Annotated in this window: 20 protein-coding genes; 8 read left to right on the forward strand and 12 right to left on the reverse strand. The window is 66.9% G+C overall.

What is annotated here, in order from left to right; all coding sequences use genetic code 11:
• The 5 genes from DRB17_RS08225 to DRB17_RS08245 all read right to left on the reverse strand — a co-directional run bounded on the left by DRB17_RS08225 (window position 1) and on the right by DRB17_RS08245 (window position 4,486).
• Window positions 1–801: an ABC transporter permease gene (locus DRB17_RS08225; RefSeq protein ID WP_114581728.1), complete on the reverse strand. Its 801-nt coding sequence runs from the start codon at window positions 799–801 to the stop codon at window positions 1–3.
• A complete protein-coding gene (locus tag DRB17_RS08230; protein WP_114581885.1) occupies window positions 798–1,388 on the reverse strand; it encodes an ABC transporter ATP-binding protein in 591 nt (196 codons plus the stop codon). The genes DRB17_RS08225 and DRB17_RS08230 overlap by 4 nt, the downstream gene beginning before the upstream one ends.
• Before the next feature lie 109 nt (window positions 1,389–1,497).
• Window positions 1,498–2,490 carry a lipid A deacylase LpxR family protein gene (locus DRB17_RS08235; protein WP_114581886.1) on the reverse strand — a complete coding sequence of 331 codons (993 nt, stop codon included), beginning with the start codon at window positions 2,488–2,490 and terminating at the stop codon, window positions 1,498–1,500.
• A 2-nt stretch (window positions 2,491–2,492) separates the two neighbouring features.
• A complete protein-coding gene (zapE, locus tag DRB17_RS08240; RefSeq protein ID WP_114581729.1) occupies window positions 2,493–3,668 on the reverse strand; it encodes a cell division protein ZapE in 1,176 nt (391 codons plus the stop codon).
• 62 nt (window positions 3,669–3,730) lie between these two features.
• Window positions 3,731–4,486, reverse strand: coding sequence for a glucose 1-dehydrogenase (locus tag DRB17_RS08245; protein WP_114581730.1), 756 nt, complete (start codon window positions 4,484–4,486; stop codon window positions 3,731–3,733).
• On the opposite strand from DRB17_RS08245, the gene DRB17_RS08250 reads away from it, so the two are divergent.
• Together DRB17_RS08250 and DRB17_RS08255 are read left to right on the forward strand one after the other, a co-directional pair.
• The gene (locus DRB17_RS08250; protein WP_147274849.1) at window positions 4,458–5,582 is read left to right on the forward strand and encodes a DMT family transporter; all 1,125 of its coding nucleotides are present in this window, start codon (window positions 4,458–4,460) and stop codon (window positions 5,580–5,582) included. The two genes, DRB17_RS08245 and DRB17_RS08250, sit on opposite strands and share 29 nt — an antisense overlap.
• Window positions 5,583–5,791: 209 nt before the next feature.
• Window positions 5,792–6,364 carry a PAS domain-containing protein gene (locus DRB17_RS08255; RefSeq protein ID WP_114581732.1) on the forward strand — a complete coding sequence of 191 codons (573 nt, stop codon included), beginning with the start codon at window positions 5,792–5,794 and terminating at the stop codon, window positions 6,362–6,364.
• Window positions 6,365–6,392: 28 nt separating this feature from the next.
• On the opposite strand, the gene DRB17_RS08260 is transcribed toward DRB17_RS08255, so the two are convergent.
• Window positions 6,393–6,599 (reverse strand): DUF3565 domain-containing protein, encoded by a 207-nt coding sequence (locus tag DRB17_RS08260; RefSeq protein ID WP_206607823.1) that lies wholly within the window; start codon window positions 6,597–6,599, stop codon window positions 6,393–6,395.
• Window positions 6,600–6,632: 33 nt separating this feature from the next.
• Window positions 6,633–6,902, reverse strand: coding sequence for a hypothetical protein (locus DRB17_RS08265; protein ID WP_114581733.1), 270 nt, complete (start codon window positions 6,900–6,902; stop codon window positions 6,633–6,635).
• A 117-nt stretch (window positions 6,903–7,019) separates the two neighbouring features.
• Here DRB17_RS08265 and DRB17_RS08270 point away from each other — a divergent pair, with 117 nt between their 5' ends.
• The 4 genes from DRB17_RS08270 (at window position 7,020) to DRB17_RS08285 (ending at window position 9,989) form a co-directional block, all read left to right on the forward strand.
• On the forward strand, window positions 7,020–7,220 hold the full coding sequence (locus DRB17_RS08270; protein WP_114581734.1) for a twin transmembrane helix small protein: 201 nt from the start codon (window positions 7,020–7,022) through the stop codon (window positions 7,218–7,220).
• Between the two features lie 71 nt (window positions 7,221–7,291).
• Window positions 7,292–7,855: a cob(I)yrinic acid a,c-diamide adenosyltransferase gene (locus DRB17_RS08275; RefSeq protein WP_114581735.1), complete on the forward strand. Its 564-nt coding sequence runs from the start codon at window positions 7,292–7,294 to the stop codon at window positions 7,853–7,855.
• Window positions 7,856–8,042: 187 nt separating this feature from the next.
• Entirely contained in the window at window positions 8,043–8,990 is a 948-nt protein-coding gene (locus DRB17_RS08280; RefSeq protein ID WP_114581736.1) for an electron transfer flavoprotein subunit alpha/FixB family protein, read from the forward strand.
• A 78-nt stretch (window positions 8,991–9,068) separates the two neighbouring features.
• Window positions 9,069–9,989, forward strand: coding sequence for a 3-hydroxybutyryl-CoA dehydrogenase (locus DRB17_RS08285; protein ID WP_114581737.1), 921 nt, complete (start codon window positions 9,069–9,071; stop codon window positions 9,987–9,989).
• Window positions 9,990–10,017: 28 nt separating this feature from the next.
• On the opposite strand, the gene DRB17_RS08290 is transcribed toward DRB17_RS08285, so the two are convergent.
• Together DRB17_RS08290 and DRB17_RS08295 are read right to left on the reverse strand one after the other, a co-directional pair.
• On the reverse strand, window positions 10,018–10,548 hold the full coding sequence (locus DRB17_RS08290) for a diacylglycerol/lipid kinase family protein (protein ID WP_147274850.1): 531 nt from the start codon (window positions 10,546–10,548) through the stop codon (window positions 10,018–10,020).
• Window positions 10,518–10,943, reverse strand: a complete 426-nt coding sequence (locus DRB17_RS08295) for a diacylglycerol/lipid kinase family protein (protein WP_114581739.1) — start codon at window positions 10,941–10,943, stop codon at window positions 10,518–10,520. Before DRB17_RS08295 ends, DRB17_RS08290 begins: the two co-directional genes overlap by 31 nt.
• A 159-nt stretch (window positions 10,944–11,102) precedes the next feature.
• On the opposite strand from DRB17_RS08295, the gene DRB17_RS08300 reads away from it, so the two are divergent.
• Both DRB17_RS08300 and DRB17_RS08305 read left to right on the forward strand, forming a co-directional pair.
• On the forward strand, window positions 11,103–11,888 hold the full coding sequence (locus DRB17_RS08300) for a UDP-2,3-diacylglucosamine diphosphatase (protein WP_114581740.1): 786 nt from the start codon (window positions 11,103–11,105) through the stop codon (window positions 11,886–11,888).
• Entirely contained in the window at window positions 11,888–12,886 is a 999-nt protein-coding gene (locus tag DRB17_RS08305; protein WP_114581741.1) for a glycosyltransferase family 4 protein, read from the forward strand. The genes DRB17_RS08300 and DRB17_RS08305 overlap by 1 nt, the downstream gene beginning before the upstream one ends.
• A 21-nt stretch (window positions 12,887–12,907) precedes the next feature.
• Here the strand turns inward: DRB17_RS08305 and DRB17_RS08310 are convergent, their stop codons facing one another.
• From DRB17_RS08310 to DRB17_RS08320, 3 genes are read right to left on the reverse strand one after another with little or no spacing between them, the layout of a single operon-like run.
• On the reverse strand, window positions 12,908–15,424 hold the full coding sequence (locus DRB17_RS08310; protein ID WP_114581742.1) for a cytochrome c3 family protein: 2,517 nt from the start codon (window positions 15,422–15,424) through the stop codon (window positions 12,908–12,910).
• A complete protein-coding gene (locus tag DRB17_RS08315) occupies window positions 15,421–16,257 on the reverse strand; it encodes a hypothetical protein (RefSeq protein ID WP_147274851.1) in 837 nt (278 codons plus the stop codon). The genes DRB17_RS08310 and DRB17_RS08315 overlap by 4 nt, the downstream gene beginning before the upstream one ends.
• On the reverse strand, window positions 16,239–17,972 hold the full coding sequence (locus DRB17_RS08320; RefSeq protein ID WP_114581744.1) for a cyclic nucleotide-binding domain-containing protein: 1,734 nt from the start codon (window positions 17,970–17,972) through the stop codon (window positions 16,239–16,241). Before DRB17_RS08320 ends, DRB17_RS08315 begins: the two co-directional genes overlap by 19 nt.
• Window positions 17,973–17,984: the final 12 nt, after the last annotated feature.

The raw sequence follows: 17,984 nt of genomic DNA on the forward strand, positions 1-17,984 counted from the left end.
TCACACCTTGCGTAATCTTTCCGGGCGCAGGCGGTGACGCTCGTCCGTCGCCCGCAGGACTCCGCCAAGGACCGCCGAGACCGAGCCGAGTCCGGTGCCGCCGACGATCAGGAACATGATAAGAAGCTGATACTTCGTCGCCTCGATCGGGTCGACGCCGGAGAGGATCTGTCCCGTCATCATGCCGGGCAAGGCCACGAGGCCCGTCGCCGCCATGGCGTTGATCATCGGCATCAGGGCGCTGCGCATCGCACTCCGGGCCAGCGGACGCATCGCCTCGAAGCGGGTGGCGCCGAGAGCCAGTTGTGCCTCCACGGCGGCGCGCTCGCGGGGAATGGCGGTTGTCAGGGTATCCATGCCAAGCGCGATGCCGGTCATCGTATTGCCAAGCACCATGCCCAGCAGCGGCAGGGCAAAACGCGGATGGTACCAAGGGTCCGCCTGCACCTGCGCGGTGAGCGCGAACAGCGTGACCGCCACCGCCGCCGTCGCCATGCAGCCGACACCCAGTCCGTAGGCCCACCAGCCCGCGAACGGCCGCTCTTGCCGCGCGACGATCTCGCGCCCGGCGAACAGGATCATCAGCAGTGCCACGCCGCCCGTCAGCCACGGCGAGACGGTCGCGAACAGTGCCTTGAGCACCAGCCCGACGGCGGCAAGCTGCACCACCATCCGCGCGCCCGCGATAAGCAGCCGCTTCTCCAGCCCCAGACTGAACGCCAGCGACAAGCCGCCGTTAAGGAACAGCAGCAGCGCCGCAAGCACAAGGTCGAGCGTTTCCAGGCGGATGTAGCCATTCATCCCGCTTGCAACTCCCCATCACGCAAGGTGAAGCGACGTAGCGCGACCCGCCTGGCCTGGGCGGCGTCGTGAGTCACCCAGACGACGGGGCAACCCGCCTCACGCTGCCGCTCGATACGCGCCTCCACCGCGTGCGTGGTCGCCTCATCAAGCGCCGAGGTCGGCTCGTCCAGCAGCAACACTTTCGGTCCACCGCCAAGCATCCGCAGTAGCGCCAGACGCTGCCGCTCGCCGGTCGACAGCCGGGCGACCTCCCAATCACGGCAGTCCGGGGGCAGACCGAACGCCTCCACATCCGCCTCGACCGCAGACCAGTCCGCGAAATGATCGCCCACGCGCGGCCGCCACCACCCGGCGTCGGTCGCCAGATACCCGACCCGGCGCCGCCATTGCGGACCCGTGAACGCCTCCCGCGCCACACCGTCCAGGCGAACATCGCCGGCGTTCGGATCGAGGTCGGCGATGGCACGCAGCAGAAGGCTCTTTCCCGTGCCCGAAGCGCCCTGGATCGCGACGCACTCTCCGTCGGCCACCTCGAAGGCAAAGGGGCCCAGCCCCTGGAATGTCAGGTTATGGATGCTCAGCATGCTGCCCGCTGCCCCGCCCATCTTTCGAGTGTGGCTTAATACAGCCCGGCGCGGCCAGCGGGAATCTCGAATTTACTCGCGGACTGGCAGGCGAAAAGGGCGGGTCGGCTCAGAACTGCACGGACAGCGTGATGGCGCCGAAGAGGTCGTTCTCGGTCTGATTCTCGAACTCGCGCGTCCTAACGACTTGCGTGAAGGCCAGGCGATAGCGGTCGTAGGCAAGCTCGGCACCGAACTGTAAATCACCCACTACGGGCTCCTTGTCGACGCTGTGGCTGTCGGCGAAGGTATTGCCGTCCAGAAAGATGTTGCGGGCCACCGCCCGCACCTGCCCGCCCATGAAGAGCTGCCAGTGCAAGCGCTCGCCGGCCTCGAAGAAGTCGCTGCCGCGCAGGCCGGGGAAGATCCGCGCCGGTCCCCAGCTCGCCTCCAGCTCCTGCCCGATAGCCAGCGAGGCGCCGCCGGCGGCGAAGGTATAGATATTGCCCAGCGCCGCCGTCGCGTGCGGGATCAGTGCGATCTCGATATCCGTCAACGGCAGCGTGTCGATGCGCCGCCACTTGCGTTCGTAGATCAGCACCGCGCCAGGCTCGTTGTCGAGCTGATTGTCCCAGCCGTTCGGCCGCTGCACACCCAGGATCTCGTGCACGATGGCTTGCGTGTCGTCCGCCCGCGAGGCCGGCCCCACCACGCCGACGTCAAGCTCCAGGCGCTGCAGGTTCTCCCGTTCCTCGGCGATCAGCTTCATGCCGGTGTAAAGCCAGCCCGCGTAGGGCCGATCGCCCTCGATCAGGTCGAAGCGGCCGATATCGTCCGGCGTGAACATGTCCTGTCCCAGGACAAAGCCGATACGATCCACCCCCTTGTCCATGAGCCGCCCCGGCACCGCCTCGCCAAGCGCCACAGCCCAGTCGGGCGCGCCGCCGCGTTTCGTCACATAGGAAGCATAGCTGCCGTGGGTGAAATGGCGGTCCGTGTTGGCCGCGCGGTCGTTCTCGAAGACGACGTTCAGCGTGCCGCGGCCGTCGTCCGCCGACAGCGTCGTCGGCACCGCCAGAAGCAGGACGTACACTGCCAGAGATGCGAAAGAAAAACGCGCCATCGTCATGTCAGGTGCGGCCGCTCGATGTAGTCGCGCGACTGCATTTCCATCAGGCGCGAGACGGTGCGCTGGAACTCGAAACCGCCATGCTCGCCGAAATAGAGCGATTCCGGCGGCGCCTCCGCGGCGACGACGAGATTGCAGCGGTGCTCGTACAGTGCGTCGATCAGGTTCATGAAACGGCGGGCCTCGTTGCGCATCGATTCGTCCATGCGCGGGACGTCTACCAGCACGACGGTATGAAAGTGCGTGGCGACGGCAAGATAATCCTGTGACCCCAGCGCCGCCCGGCAAAGGTCGTCGAACGCGAAGCGCGCCACGCCACGCGCGGCGCGTGGCACGTTCACCTGCCGTCCTTTCACGGTGAGCGAGTCCGGCCGCGCCTCGGCCCCGTCCGTCAGCCCGGCGAAGGCCTCGTCGACCGCCTTCCGCGCGGCCGGCCCCAGCGGCGTATGATACGTCGGCCGGTCGCTCAGGCGAGCCAGGCGGTAGTCCACGCCGCCGTCAAGCTCCAGTACGTCCATGCGCTCTTTCAGAAGCCCGATGAACGGCAGGAAGCGGTCCCGTTGCAGTCCGCCCTCGTACAGCCTGTCCGGCGGGAAGTTGGAGGTCGCCACCACGACGACGCCGTTGTCGAACAAAGCCTCGAACAGCCGGCCCAGGATCATCGCGTCGGCCACGTTGACCACGTGGAACTCGTCGAAGCACAGAAGCCAGGCGTCGGCCGCCAGTTCCTGCGCCAGCTCGGGCAGCGGATCGGCCTTCTTCCCCTTCGTGCGCTCGCGCCAGGCATGCAGGCGGTCGTGCACTTCGGCCATGAAGGCGTGGAAGTGAACGCGGCGCTTGCGCTCGACCGGCGCGGTGGCGAAGAAGATGTCCATCAACATCGACTTGCCGCGTCCGACATCGCCGAAAATGTACAACCCCTGCGGCGGCTCCTCCCGCCGGCGTGCCAGACCCAGCCGCGCCTTCCAGCCGCCGCGCCCGCTATCGGGTTGGTATCCGCGCACGGCATGGTGCAGCGACTGCAGCTTCTCCGCCGCCAGCTCCTGCGCGGAATCCGGCTTCAGTTCGCCGGCCTGGCGCAGCGCGCGATAGGCCGCGATCGGACTGTCATAGTCGCCAGGGTCGATTGTCCGCGCCGTGTCCTCGGCGTACGTGGTTTCGGCGTTCGTCATACCCGTGCAGTGCTTCCCCCGCCTCTATTGCACCGCAACGAAAGCGCGACGGGCGTGAAACGTCAACGCCCGCCGCTCACCCGGATGGTGGTGCCGGTGACATAGCTGGCCGCGTCCGACATCAGCCAGAGCACGGCGTTCGCCACTTCTTCCGGCGTTCCGGCGCGGCCCAGGGGCACGCTCGGCGCAAGCTTTTCCACACGGCCGGCGTCGCCCGAGCTTTCGGCGTGGATATCGGTGACGGTCAGGCCAGGCGCCACGCCGTTCACGCGAATGCCCTCGCCCGCGACCTCCTTGGCAAGGCCGACGGTCAAGCTGTCCACCGCACCCTTGCTGGCGGCGTACCAGACGTAGTCGTTCGGGCTGCCCAGCGTGGCGGCGCCGCTGGAGATATTGACGATCACCCCGCCCCCGCCGCCATAGCGCGGCGACATGCGGCGGACCGCTTCGCGTGCGCAATAGAGCGCGCCGTTGACGTTGACGTCGATGACGCGGCGGATCGTTTCAGCCTCGGCCTGATCCAGGCGGCTGACCGGGCCGGTAATGCCGGCATTGTTGACCAGTGCGCTGACCGGGCCAAGCTTCTCGCGCGCCGCATCGAACAGCCGTGTAACCGCCGCCGGGTCGGCCGTATCGGCCTGGACGGCGCAGGCGGTGCCGCCGGCCGATTCGATCTCCCGTACGACCGCTTCCGCAGCCCTGGCGTTGCCGACATAGTTGACGCAGACGGCCCAGCCGTTCCTGGCCGCATCGCGCGCCACCGCGGCACCGATCCCGCGTGAGCCGCCGGTGACGATACAGGTTCCGCGTTCGCTCATCCCGCTCTTTCGCTCCCCAATGTCCGGCGCGCCTTATAACATCGAATCGGCGATGCCGGCATCGCCGAGTCGTTCCGGCTTTCAAATTGGCGGCGATTCAGGCAAGCCGTGCTCGTTGCACCACCGCTATGACTTGGAGCCAGGCCGAACGACCGGAGGGGGACGTAACACCGCCATGCCGTTGAACATGCTGGCAAGCCTCGCCGCGCTCGCGACCGGCGTTTTCTGGGGCGTGTACTGGATTCCGGCACGCCGGCTGGAAGCCGTGGCGCTTCAGGGTGCGTGGTCCGCCGTGGCGGCAGCTGCCGTGGCGATGATTTTGCTGGCGCCGCTCGCACTCCCTTCGCTTGTCCGACGGGCACGCGCCGGCGATGCGCCCATCGGTGCCGGCGCGCTCTTCGGCGCGGGCCTGGCCGGGGCGTCGTTCATGGTCTACGCCATCGGATTGCTGTACGGAAAAGTGGCGGTCGTGATCCTGCTGTTCTACCTCACGCCGGTGTGGAGCACGATCCTGGGGCGCCTGCGCTATGGCTGGCCGATCTCACCGCCGCGAGCCATGGCCATCGTTATCGGCCTCGCCGGTATGTTGGTGGTGCTAAGCGGACCGACGGGACTGCCATTCCCCGCCAATGTCGGCGAATGGCTGGGCCTTATTGGCGGCGTGATGTGGACCTTCGGCTCGACCAGCGTTCACACAGATGACGGCATGAAGCCGCTAGAGGCCACATTCCTGTTCTGCGCCGGCGCGGTTGTCACGGCGACTGTCCTCGCCATCATATTGTCCGGCGCACCGCAGCCGGCCCTCGACGCCCAGGCCACGACCGCCGGTCTTTGGGTGGTCGCCACCGGAGTCGTATGGTGGTGCGGCTCCATCCTGATGCTGATGTGGGCGACGCAACAGCTGGAGCCTGCCCGCGTGGGCATTCTCTTAATGTCGGAGGTCCTGGTCGGCGTCGTCTCGGCCGCACTCCTCGCACGCGAGCCGTTCGGCTGGCCCGAGGCCATCGGCGGGCTGATGGTCATAGCGGCCGGACTTATCGAAGTCTGGCCGGTTCGGCAGCCATCCGCCGACGGCGCCCCATCCAATGGCAGTTGACACTGTCACTTCGCCAAATCTGGCAAGACCCCTCGAACAAACAGCATCGCCTTCAAAGTGATCCGTAAATATAGGATTAGATCTCCCGCTTTCTAGTAAGACGATAAAAGCCATCGAGTTTTTTATTAACCGGATGTTTCCAGAATATCGTTTTTCCTTTAGTCCGACCACACGAATGGAAGTCTGAAAAACATCAGGGCAGATAATAAGTGGAAACATTTGAACGTGAATGTTGGAACCAGGCAGGAAGCGAAGCCATTCAGGCTGCCGCCAAGGCGATAGCCGATGAGACCGGCAAGCAGCCTTGCGTTCGCGTCGGCGCGGCGATGGGCGAACTGTCCACCCCATTATTGCGCCGCCTCTACCGTCATTGGAGCGATCTTTGCGCGGACGGGCTGCCGTCCTACCGCGCGATCGACCCGCTCGACTTCAAGTTCGCCCTGGGACACGTGATGCTGGTCGAGCCTGTCGATGATGGCGCGGACTTCCGCTACCGCATCGGCGGGACCGTGGTCGCCCAACACTACGGCATCGAGATGACCGGCAAGAGGGTCTCCGAATGCTACCTTCCGGTAAGCAGCGCGTTCTATCTCGCCACCTACCGGGAGGTCATGGAGCGCCCCCGCCCGCTTTATACCTTCCACATCCCGCCGCGCCGCGTTCCCGTCATCCATTGGGAGCGGTTGCTCCTCCCCTTCGCGGACGAGGCGGGCCGTGTCGTTCGCATTCTCACCGGCGTCGTATCCGGCGGCCCGCGCGCGCCCGAATCCGAAACCGGGTAACCGACACCGCTTAACAGCCGGCGTGGCGCTATTCCCCCGCGCACTTCCGGCAGTAGAGGATTTCCCCGAGATGCCGCCGCCGGCCCTCTTCGCTCTGCGTCCAGGGCCGGTTCTGCCAGGGCGGATTGTGGCGCACGTGCTGCCCGTGACCGCACGCGAGGTCGGCGACCCAGTGGCCTTCCTCATCGACATGGTAGCCGACGATGGCTTGCGGCACGCCAGCCGCTTCGCTCATGCTTTCCCTTTCACCCGGCTTCCCGGCGCGCCCTTAACGCGGTGCCCCACCGCGGCGCCGGTCGCGCGCCGTCATGGTCAAACGTAGCAGCCACAACGCGGCCGCGATAATCAGCACGATCTCAATTGGCGGAACAATGACCGCGACGGCGGCGGCCGGCAGTTCCGCGGAATGGACCAGCGGCGTCGCGAGCAGCACGGCGGCGAAGACGACGCCCAGTGCAACGACCCAAAGCCGGAACAGTCCGCGCCGCTCCCGATGCAGAATGCGGCGCGCGGCTGTCCTGGATTCCACGGAGGCCATAGCGCACCTCCCTTCGACTCCATACCCGCAACGTGGCCAGGATTCCGCCCGGCATCAAGACCGCCGCCGCAATCCCGTGCTGGCCAGCGCCTGCCCGGCACGCTATATGGGGAAGCTATGCAGACACTGGTTGGCATATTGATTGCCGTCGCCATGCTGATCACGCTTGGCGTGCTGTTCTCGGGCCTGATCGTCATGGCCAGGGGCGGCGAGACGAACCGAAAATACGGCAACGCCCTGATGCGCTGGCGCGTCATCTGCCAGGGTATCGCGTTGGCGCTGCTGGCAGTCGCCTTCATGATCGGCAACGGCAACTGACGCCGGCGGCCGGGCGGCACCGCAAAAGCGGTTCTCCACCGCGACAACGGGCACAATCGGGACGGGACATCATGGTGCAATTGACGCGCATCTACACGCGCGGCGGCGACAAGGGCAAGACATCGCTGGGCACCGGCAAGCGGGTGGCGAAGCACGACCTGCGCGTCACCGCCTATGGCACGGTGGACGAGACCAACGCCACCATCGGCCTGGCGAGGCTGCACGTGGGGGCGGAGGTCGACGCCATCTTGACCCGCATACAGAACGACCTGTTCGACGTGGGCGCCGACCTCTGCACGCCGGAGGTCGAGAACCCGGAGTTCCCGCCACTGCGCGTGGTCGCCAGCCAAGTCGAGTGGCTGGAGGGCGAGATCGACCGGGTCAACGCGGACCTGAAGCCGCTCAAGACCTTCGTGCTTCCCGGCGGCAGCCCGGCGGCCGCCTACTTGCACCTGGCGCGCACCGTCGCCCGCAGGGCCGAGCGGGACATCACGCTGCTGGCCGAGAACGAGCCGATCAACCCGGAGGCGCTGCGCTACGTGAACCGGCTGTCCGACCTGCTTTTCGTGCTTGCGCGCCATGCCAACGACAAGGGCGACGCCGACGTTCTGTGGAAGCCCGGCGAGCATCGCTGAGCCGCCCGGTTTGCGGGGGTTTGGCGCGGCTGAGTCGGCGTTGACAGGCCGCGGGCCGCTGCCTATTGTGCGCGCGCACAAAATCGGGTGGGGCCAGACGAGCGTGACACGCCCTTGGGGACGCGACGCCGTCCTGGCTGGGACCGGATCCGACGGATAGTATCAAGGCGGCAATCGAAGGTGGGTCATGAGCGTCCTGGTCATCGCCGAACACGACAATTCCCGGCTTTTCACCGGTGCGCTCAGCACCATCGCCGCGGCGAAGAAGCTGGGTGACGAAGATCTTCATATCCTGGTCACCGGCAGCGGATGCCGCGCTGCGGCAGAGCACGCGGCGAAGGTGGCCGGCTGCACCAAGGTGCTCCTCGCCGACGGCGACAGCCTCGGCCACGGCTTGGCGGAGAATGTGGCGCCGCTTGTCGCGGAGCTGGCGAAGAACTACAGCCACGTGCTGGCGCCGGCTTCCACCTTCGGCAAGAACATGATGCCGCGCGCGGCCGCACTTCTCGACGTGCAGCAGATCTCGGACATCTCCGGCGTCGAGTCGCCCGACACCTTCAAGCGGCCGATCTACGCCGGCAACGCCTTCGCGACGGTGACCACCAGCGACAACCCGAAGCTGATCACGGTGCGCGCGACGGCCTTCGACGACGATCCGGCCGAGGGCGGCTCGGCGGCAATCGAGGAGATCGAGGCGCCGGCCGACCAGGGCCTCGCCAGCTTTGTCGGCCAGGAGCTGACGCAGTCCGACCGGCCTGAGCTGACCAGCGCCAAGGTCATCATTTCCGGCGGCCGGGGCCTCGGCAGCGGCGAGAACTTCCAGATGCTGGAGCGCGTCGCCGACAAGCTGGGCGCCGCGGTCGGCGCCAGCCGTGCGGCGGTGGACGCGGGCTTCGTGCCGAACGACTACCAAGTCGGCCAGACCGGCAAGGTCGTCGCTCCCGACCTCTATATCGCCGTCGGCATCTCCGGCGCGATCCAGCACCTGGCGGGCATGAAGGACTCCAAGGTCATCGCCGCCATCAACAAGGACGAGGAAGCGCCGATCTTCCAGGTCGCGGACTACGGCCTGGTCGCCGACTTGTTCCAGGCGGTGCCGGAGCTTGAGAAGGAAATCGACGCGATCAAGGGATAGGCCTGGACCCAACCGCAAGTGGCCGGCACTTGCCGGCCGCTCGTCAACATTGACACTTATCGGGATCGAAAGCGGCTCATGGCGGATGTTCTGACGCAAGATGACCGACCCATTGTGGCCAGCGAGGATGTGAAGCGCGTCGGCGTGATCGGCGCCGGGCAGATGGGCTGCGGAATCGCGCAGGTTCTGGCGCAGGCCGGCTACGAAGTGCGGCTGAGCGATGTGGATCAGGAGCATCTCGACAGCGGGCTTGCCAAGATCCGGAAGAACCTTGAGCGCGCCGTGGAGCGCGGAAAGCTCTCGTCGGGCGACAAGGACGCCGCGCTTAAGCGGATCTCCACCGGCCTTGACTACACGATCTTCGAGGATTGCGAGATCGTCATCGAGGCTGCGACGGAGAACGAGGAGATCAAACGTCAGATCTTCAAGACCTTGGTGCCGCACCTGAAGCCCGAGGCCATCGTCGCCACCAACACCTCGTCGATTTCGATTACGCGTCTGGCCTCTGTCACCGATCGGCCGGGCCGGTTCATGGGCATGCACTTCATGAACCCGGTGCCGGTGATGAAGCTGGTCGAGCTGATCCGCGGCATCGCCACTGAGGAGCCGACGTTCCAGGTGGTGCGCGACATGACGATGCGGCTGAACAAGACACCGGCCGTCGCCGAGGATTTCCCGGCCTTCATCGTCAACCGCATCCTGCTGCCGATGATCAACGAGGCCGTCTACACGCTTTACGAGGGCGTGGGCAGCGTTTCCTCCATCGACACCGCCATGCGTCTTGGCGCGAACCACCCCATGGGTCCGCTGGAGCTGGCGGACTTCATCGGCCTGGATACCTGCCTTGCCGTCATGCACGTGCTCTACGACGGCCTTGCCGACAGCAAGTACAGGCCCTGTCCGCTTCTGGTGAAGTACGTCGAGGCCGGCTGGGTCGGCCGCAAGGCGGGCCGTGGCTTCTACGACTATTCCGGCGACGAGCCCGTCCCGACGCGCTGAACCGGCGTAAGCCGAGCCTTGTCAGGCGTCAGGCTTTCGGCATCACCACTACGGCCGCGTCGCGCAGCAGGCGGATATTGGCCGGCAATGCGGTAAGCCTGTCTCCATCGCCCTGCACAGGGTCGCCGGCGGGCCCCTCGATTCGGACATCCGTCGCCGGGACGATGTCCACGTCGGACCGACGATGCAAATCTCCCAGCATTAGCGCAACGCCATAGCGAAGCGAGGCCAGAGGCCCGCCGCGGCGAAAGAGCACGACCTGGAAGTCCGGGCGCCACAGGCTTGCTTCCGGCGCCACGACGAAGCCGCCACCATAGCGGTGCCCCTTCGCGACCACGACGGACGCCACCTCCCAGACATCGCCGTCGAGCGTCACGCGGTATGTCGGGCGTCCGAAACGCAGGGTCGTGGTCAAACCCGCCATCACATAGGCCAACTGGCCCAGCCACTTTTTCGCACGGGCGTCCACACTGGCGACGACATGCGCATCGAAGCCGGCGCCAACCATCAAGGCGAAGCGGCGGCCATTCACCTCTCCCAGATGCACACCGGCACGCACCTGCCCTCTACGATCGCCCGGGCAAGCGCCACGGGACGGCGCGGCAGGCCAAGTTCGTGTGCCAGGACATTCGCGGTACCCAACGGAATCACTGACAACGGCACGTGGCGGCCGGCCAGACCGTTCAGCGCTTCGTTCACGGTGCCGTCCCCGCCGGCCACCGCCAGAACGTCGCAGCCCTCTGCCTCCGCGGCGAAGGCGTGTGCATCGCCCGGTGCGGTGGTCCGACGCAGCCGAACCTCGCACCCCCGCTCGCGAAGCGCATCGATCACCCGGCGCAGATAACGCCGCCGCCGCCAGCCGGCCACCGGATTGTGGATCACCGCGACCCGGCAAACCGGCAATGAGGCTTCTTCAGGCGAATTCTTCGGATCGAAGGGACTGGGTGCGCGCATCTCGAATTCCTAGCGCGTTAAATATGACATGGGCATTAGGCTCCGGTGACACACGCTTTACGCGTAACAAGACTTTGATTGAAGCGACAAACAACCGACAAATCCATAATGTACCGTTTCGGCGACTTGCAGCCACCGCATAGCGGAGATCGGTCGCCCATGCATGGAACCATCGGCCCGCTTCGCCGGCGTTACCGCGCTATCTGGATATCGGATGTGCACCTGGGCACACGCGGGTGCAAGGCGGAATTCCTGCTGGATTTCCTCAATTCGACCGAGGCGCCGCTCTTGTACCTGGTCGGCGACATCTTCGACGGCTGGCGCCTCAAACGCTCCTGGTACTGGCCTGAAAGCCATAATGCCGTCGTGCAGGCGGTTCTGCGCAAGGCGCGCAAGGGAACCCGCGTCGTCTATGTCCCCGGCAACCACGACGAGTTCCTACGCGATTACATCGGCCTGCACTTCTGCGATATCGAGGTGATGGAGAAGGCCGTCCACGCGGGCCTCGACGGCAAGCGCTACCTCGTCCTTCACGGCGACCAGTTCGACGGCGTCGTCAAGTACGCCAAGTGGCTGGCCCTGCTGGGAGATTGGGCCTACAACCTGATGATCGCGGCCAACAACGTCTTCAACCTGATCCGCCGGCGCCTGGGATTCGGCTACTGGTCACTCTCCGCCTACCTCAAGAACACCGTGAAGAACGCGGTCCAGTTCATCGACAACTACGAGAAGGCCGTCGCGGAGGAAGCGCGCCGCCATGATGTCGACGGCGTCATCTGCGGCCACATCCACAAGGCGGAACTGCGTCCCATCGGCGCCATCAACTACTGCAACGACGGCGACTGGGTGGAAAGCTGCACGGCCCTGGTCGAGCATCTCGACGGCCGGATGGAAATCCTGAAATGGGCGGAAGAACGCGCGGTCTCCATGTTCGAGGCAGCCTGATGCGCATCGCGCTTGTGACCGACGCCTGGGTGCCGCAGATCAACGGCGTCGTCCGCACCCTGTCGCGCATCGTCGAGGAACTGCGGGCGGACGGGCACGAAGTGCTCGTGGTCTCGCCCGAAAAGTTCAGGACGGTGCCCTGCCCGACCTACCCGGAGATCCGGCTGGCGGTCTGGCCGTTCGCCGGGGTGCGGCGCCTGCTGGACGACTTCGGGCCCGAGGCGATCCATATCGCGACCGAGGCGCCGCTGGGTTGGGCCGCAAGGCGTTACTGCCGCAAGCGCGGCCTGCCATTCACGACCTCGTTCCACACCCGCTTTCCCGAGTACGTGCAGGCACGCACCCGCCTGCCGCCGGCGCTTGGTTATGCCGTCATTCGGCGCTTCCACAAGCCGGCCGCGCGCATCATGGTGGCCACCAAAACCATCCACGACGAACTGGAGAAGCGCGGCATCCCGCGTCTGGTCATGTGGTCGCGCGGCGTCGACACGCAGCTTTTCCGCCCGCAGGCCAAGGACGCGCTGGACCTGCCACGCCCTATCCACCTCTATGTCGGACGCGTCGCGGTGGAGAAGAACATCCACGCCTTCCTCGACCTCGACCTGCCCGGCAGCAAGGCAGTCGTGGGCGGTGGGCCGATGCTGGACGAACTGCGCCGGCAGTACCCGGGCGTCGCCTTCGTCGGCCCGAAGCAGGGCGAGGACCTGGCCCGCCACTATGCCGCCGGCGACGTCTTCGTCTTCCCCAGCAAGACGGACACCTTCGGCCTGGTGATGCTGGAAGCGCTGGCCTGCGGCCTGCCTGTCGCGGCCTACCCGGTACCGGGCCCGCTGGACGTCATCGACGGTCACGGCATCGGTGTGCTGGACGAGGACCTGGGCAAGGCCGTCGCGGCCGCCCGCGAGATCCCCTCCGAGCACTGCCGGAATTTCGCCCTGTCCTTCTCCTGGCGCAACTGCGCGCGGCAGTTCCTGGCGTACCTGGAGCCGATTGGCTGAATCTACGGCGGCCCGCGCGGCCTACTCCTCCTTCGCGGACATCGTCATGTCGTCCAGCCGCGTGTCGGCCTCAACCCGCATGGCCTCGCCGACGTGGTAGTCGTGGCATTGCGTGCAGGCGTTTCCGGCCTTCGACTCGACGTGGCAACTGGTGCAGGTGTCCTCGCCGATGGGCTGGAAATTGGAGGCGAAGGTGGCCGCTGATCGATCATCGAAGGATGCCTGGTAATCCGCCTCCGGCGCGAAGGCGTGGCAGGTGGCGCAGCCATCCTCTGTCGCCACCGAGGTGATGTGCGGATCGTGGGCGAAGCGGGTGAAGTTGTGCTCGCCGGACGATGAACGCGGTTGCGTCCAGTTGACGGCCAGGGTGCCGCCCTTCGTCTCGTCCACGCTGTGGCACTTCACGCACTTGCCGGGCCCGCCGTCGACCGCTAGTCCCTCGAATACGGCGTCGGCCGCCGGCCCCTGCGCGGCGCCGGTCACGTCCAGCCAGGTCGCCAGGAACGGGTCCGCGTGACCGCGCGGGCGATAGCGCAGCGCGAAGTAGTCGCGGTACCAGCCGCCCAGCCGGCTCCACCGCTCTGGATCCGGCGCCGGCAAGGCAACTTCGACCTTGGCTTCGTCCTCGGATCCACCGGCGTCACCGCCCAGAAGATCCCCGCCGGTATCCCCTTCCTCTTCGCCGGAAAGGATTCCACCGCCGCTGTCCCCACCAAGCAGGTCACCGCCAGCGTCCTCTTCGCCACCGCCCAGGATGTCGCCGCCGGAGTCGGCGTCACCGCCGAGGATGTCGTCGCCCGAGCCACCATCCCCGCCAAGGATGTCGTCGCCCGAGTCGCCGCTCCCGCCGAGCAGGTCGCCGCCGGCCTCTTCCTCCGCGCCGGAGAGAATGTCGCCGCCACCGCTTTCCTCGCCGCCGCCCGACAGATCGCCGCCGCTGTCGTCGTCGCCGGAGAGGATATCGGCCTGCCCGGCGTCCTCGGCGGCTTCACCCTCCGTGTCCGACCCGCCGTCGTCTTCCGAAACGGCAGCGAACTCGCCAGCCGGGATCGCTACCTCCTTGCCGGCACGATGCATGGCGACTTCGCGCGCCAGGTCGGGGAACCATTCAGCCTGCGCCCCGCGCACGGTTTCCAGCGGCAGGCCCGCCAGCATGCGGGCAGCCGTGTCCGACGCGACCTCTCGGCCGAGCGCGGCCGATATGGACGGCTGCAGCGCGGCGGGCCCGTCGCTTATCAGGTCGTAGACCAGTTCCTTGACGCCCCAGGCGACGGCCTCGACCGCCTCGATGTCGGCAGGCTCGGCGTCACGCAGGTCCAGCGGGTCCAGTTGGCGGAAGCGCGCCATATGCTCTTGCTCGACGCGGCCGTTCGCCAGCAGCACCTGCATGAACGGCGTCAAAGGCTGGTCGGACAACTCGGGCCATGCGCCAATGGCGGCATCGGCTTCCCGCAGGCTCATGACGTCCAGGCCCGGCACCGTGATCGCCGGAATGCCGGGCGAACCGGCCGCGTTGGTGCCGCGCACATCTGCGGTATGGCAGGCGGCGCAGGTTTCCTCGAAGGACGCCGTCTGCATCAGCGCGCCCGCGCTGTCGGTGGCGTGGCAGTCCACGCACTGCTCGGGGGCTTCGGCTCCGTCGGTTTCCGGGAAATGTTTCCGGATATGGCGCACGTGGTCGAAGTTGATGCCCGTGCGCCGGTCATAGGGATACGACTGGAACGGCGGGTGGCCGCTGGACAGGGACGCGAACTTCAGCGTGTGGCACGACTGGCACTGACCGTCGGACATCTCCGTCAGGCTGGCATCGGCGCCCTGATGCTCGCTGTGGCAGCTTGCGCAGGCCGTGCCTTCGCCAAGCTCGTCAGGTTCCCGCAAGGCCCGCCCCGCCAGGTTCAGGCCGATGGGGCGGACGTTTGCGGCCAGGCTGGCCTGCTGCGCCTCCGTGCTCTGCGCCAGCCGTTGCTCGTCGGCGCCGTGCGGGTCGAAGGCGTTGTCGCCCATCTCGTGGCAGGTCAGGCACTGCCGGCTGTCGCCCTGATGCGCGTCGGGCACGCCGTTGAAGGCGGCGCGCACCCAGTCGGCCGGGCTGCCGTCGAAGTCCTCGTGGCAGGTGGCGCAGTCGCCGATTTCCGCATGGTGCGCCGTCAGGCCGCCGGGCGATAGCCAGTCCGCCGCGTCCGAGCCGTACAGCGCCAGCGCCATCACGCCGACCGCCACGGCCGCCGCCCAGCGTGCTGCCAATCCACGCTTGGCACGCACGCTGCGCACCGGCTGGCAACGCGGGATCTGGCGGCAGCAGGTGCCGTCCGGGCGCGGCCCCTCAACACAGGGACCGCCGGCGCTTTGCGGCCGGGTGCAGCACCAGGCGTCGCCATCGCGGCGCGGCATGCATTCGCCGGCCGCGCGGCAGCGGCCCCGGCTGTCGGGTCCAAGGCGGCAGGGCGCGCCCTCCGCCTCGCGCCCGCAGACCCATGTCTGGTTGGGCCGCGCATAGCGGCTTTTGCGGAAATCGAAGGATTGCAAAAAACGGATCATGACGTGGCCGAGGCGAACGCGTATGCCAGAACGACATGGACGACCGCGACGACGATCGCGGCGTAGGTCAGCGGAATGTGCAGGAACAGCCAGCCCTTCAGCAGGCTTTGCCAGGCGTGCTGGTAGTCGAGGTTGTCCTTCGCCAGGACGCGCGCCTCGATCTCGTCCAGCGTTTGCTGGTCCTCCTTCGCCACATAGCGCTCAAGCGAGCGGATCTCCCGGCACATCGCCTGACGCGGGCGCGATGAGCCCAGCAGGTGGAGCCAGAAGTTGCGCGGGCGGGCGAAGAATGGCTGAAGGCGCTGCGTGTAGTAGCTGGCGACCGTCCCCGATGCCGTCTGCTCAACCGACTTCGTGGCCAGGTCCGCGACCTCGCTGGCGAGTTGCGCCCGGAACGCCGGAATGCGCTCGTAGATGATACGCTCGCCATGCTGGGTCAGCGCGCCGGGGATGAGACGGGAAATGGCGATGCCGAACAGCCCGGTGACGAGCAGCGCCACGACCAGCACCCACAGCACGCTTTCCAGCACGCCGTTCGGCATCTTCACCCCCGTGTGCATCAGGAACAGCGCGATGGTGAGGTAGCCCAGGTAGACGTGGACCTGCAGCCAGGATGCCGAGTCCGCAAGCGGCAGGAACGGCAGCTTCTTGCGCATGTTGTAGCCGGCCAGCACGATGAAGGCCGCCACCAACAGCCAGCCTGTCAGAAAGCTGGTGTCGCGCAGCGCCAGATGGTGCAGCCAGACCGCCAGCCCCATGAGCGCCAGGGCGGCAAGCGCGATCGAGGTGTTGCGAAGGCGGCGCGCGGCGAAGGTCACTTCCGGTTCACCCACTTGGCCAGGGTTTCACGATCCCGCATGTCGATGCGGATCAGCGCGTCATGCGGACACGCGCGCTGACAGGCCGGACCGCCAAGCTGCTCGTAGCAAAGGTCGCACTTGGTGGCCTTCACGATCGGCTGGTTGGTGGCGCTGTCGACGATGAAATCGCCAGCGGCGTCGCGGATCTCCACCATCGAGATGTTGTCGTAGGGGCACGAGTTCGCGCAGGTGCCGCAGCCTATACAGGTCGCGTCGTCGATCACCACGGGGCCGGAGGGGTGACGGTGGATCGCACCCGTCGGGCAGCCGATCAGGCAAACCGGATCGGCGCAGTGCATGCAGGCGTTGGTCACCTGAAGGTTCTCGTGGATCGGCCCATGCCGGCGGAAGCGCGGGTTATTGTTGTGGGCCGCCGCGCAGGCCCGGACGCAGTCGTCGCAGGACGTGCAGCGGTCGGTGTCGATCAGCATGGTGGCCGTGCCGTTGATCGTGCGGTTGTCCACCAGGAAATCGACCAGCGACTGTTCCATATCGAGATCCGAGCACTGCTCCGCCCACGCCGGCATGGTATCCTTGCCGCCATCCGCCTCGGTGCGCGGCAGCAGCGAGGGCGGCGCGGTGGGCAGCACGTATTCCTCAATCAGCGCGGTCGGCACGCGCAGGATATCGACGTAACCAACGGCCCGCAGGCTGCGGCGCAGGCACAGTTCCTCGCCATGGCGGACATGGCGCAAGACCTCTTCCAGGCCGAAGACATCGTTCTTGGTGGCGTAGCCGACGGTGCGCTGGCCGTGGTCGAGCTGCTCGGTGATGCGGGCGAAGCCGGAGCGGATCAGCATCAGCCCGTCCAGGTAGTGCCCCTCCTCGGCGATCACCGGCTCGTGCTCCAGCACCTCGGAGGGATCGCGCTGCTTCACCTGCTTGAAACTGCCGAACCACTCGAAGGTGCCGTGCGTCTCGAAGATCGTCTGCTCGGCGATGCGTTGCAGCGTCGCCTCGTCAAGATGGGCGAAGATCGGCGACTCGCTGAGGTGCTGGGTCAGGCTGCGCTGCCGGTAGAGGCCGTCGACATACTCGCGGAAGCCGCGGTCGCGGCGACGGATGTCGCGCAGCCCCTGCCAGCGAAGCTCCACCACCTCGGTCTCGCCCTCGGCGAACACCGTGGCCGTGCGCGGCGAACGGGCCAGGGCCGCGATTTCCCCGAACGCCTCGCCGGCATCGATGGCAACCGTCTTGTGCCGGCCGAGAAAAGTGTCGAGGTCGTCGATGAACGTCCGCGCGTCCTCCGCCGTCCCGCGCACGTTGACGTTGCCGCCGTTGCGATAGGCGGCGACGTCTCGAACCTCCGGCTGCCGTGGGTTGGCCCAGAGCTGGCGCAGCGCCTGGAAGAAGTTGCGCCGGTCGTGGCTGGTCCGCCGGCCGAGCTCGCGGTCCGTGGTGCCGTCGAGAACGACGCGCACGCGCCCCGACAGCACCACGAATACCGAGTTGCCGTAGTCGCCTTCCCGGACGATCACGTCCCCCGCCGACAGCCGCTGGATGCGCGCGTCGTTGCGGATGATGTCGCCGAGCGACAGCGAGGCCGGGAACTGCGCCGGGTCGATGTCGCGGAAGATCGGCTGCGCCAGGACGCGCTCGACGTCGGCGTCCGTCATGTCCGGGCCGAACGGGCGGTCCCAGCGCTGCGGACGCGAGATCGCGGTTCCGGGGTTCGTGACGACGGTCATCTTGACCTCTTT

The sequence above is a fragment of the Ferruginivarius sediminum genome (assembly GCF_003344765.1).
Taxonomy (GTDB): domain Bacteria; phylum Pseudomonadota; class Alphaproteobacteria; order Kiloniellales; family Rhodovibrionaceae; genus Ferruginivarius; species Ferruginivarius sediminum.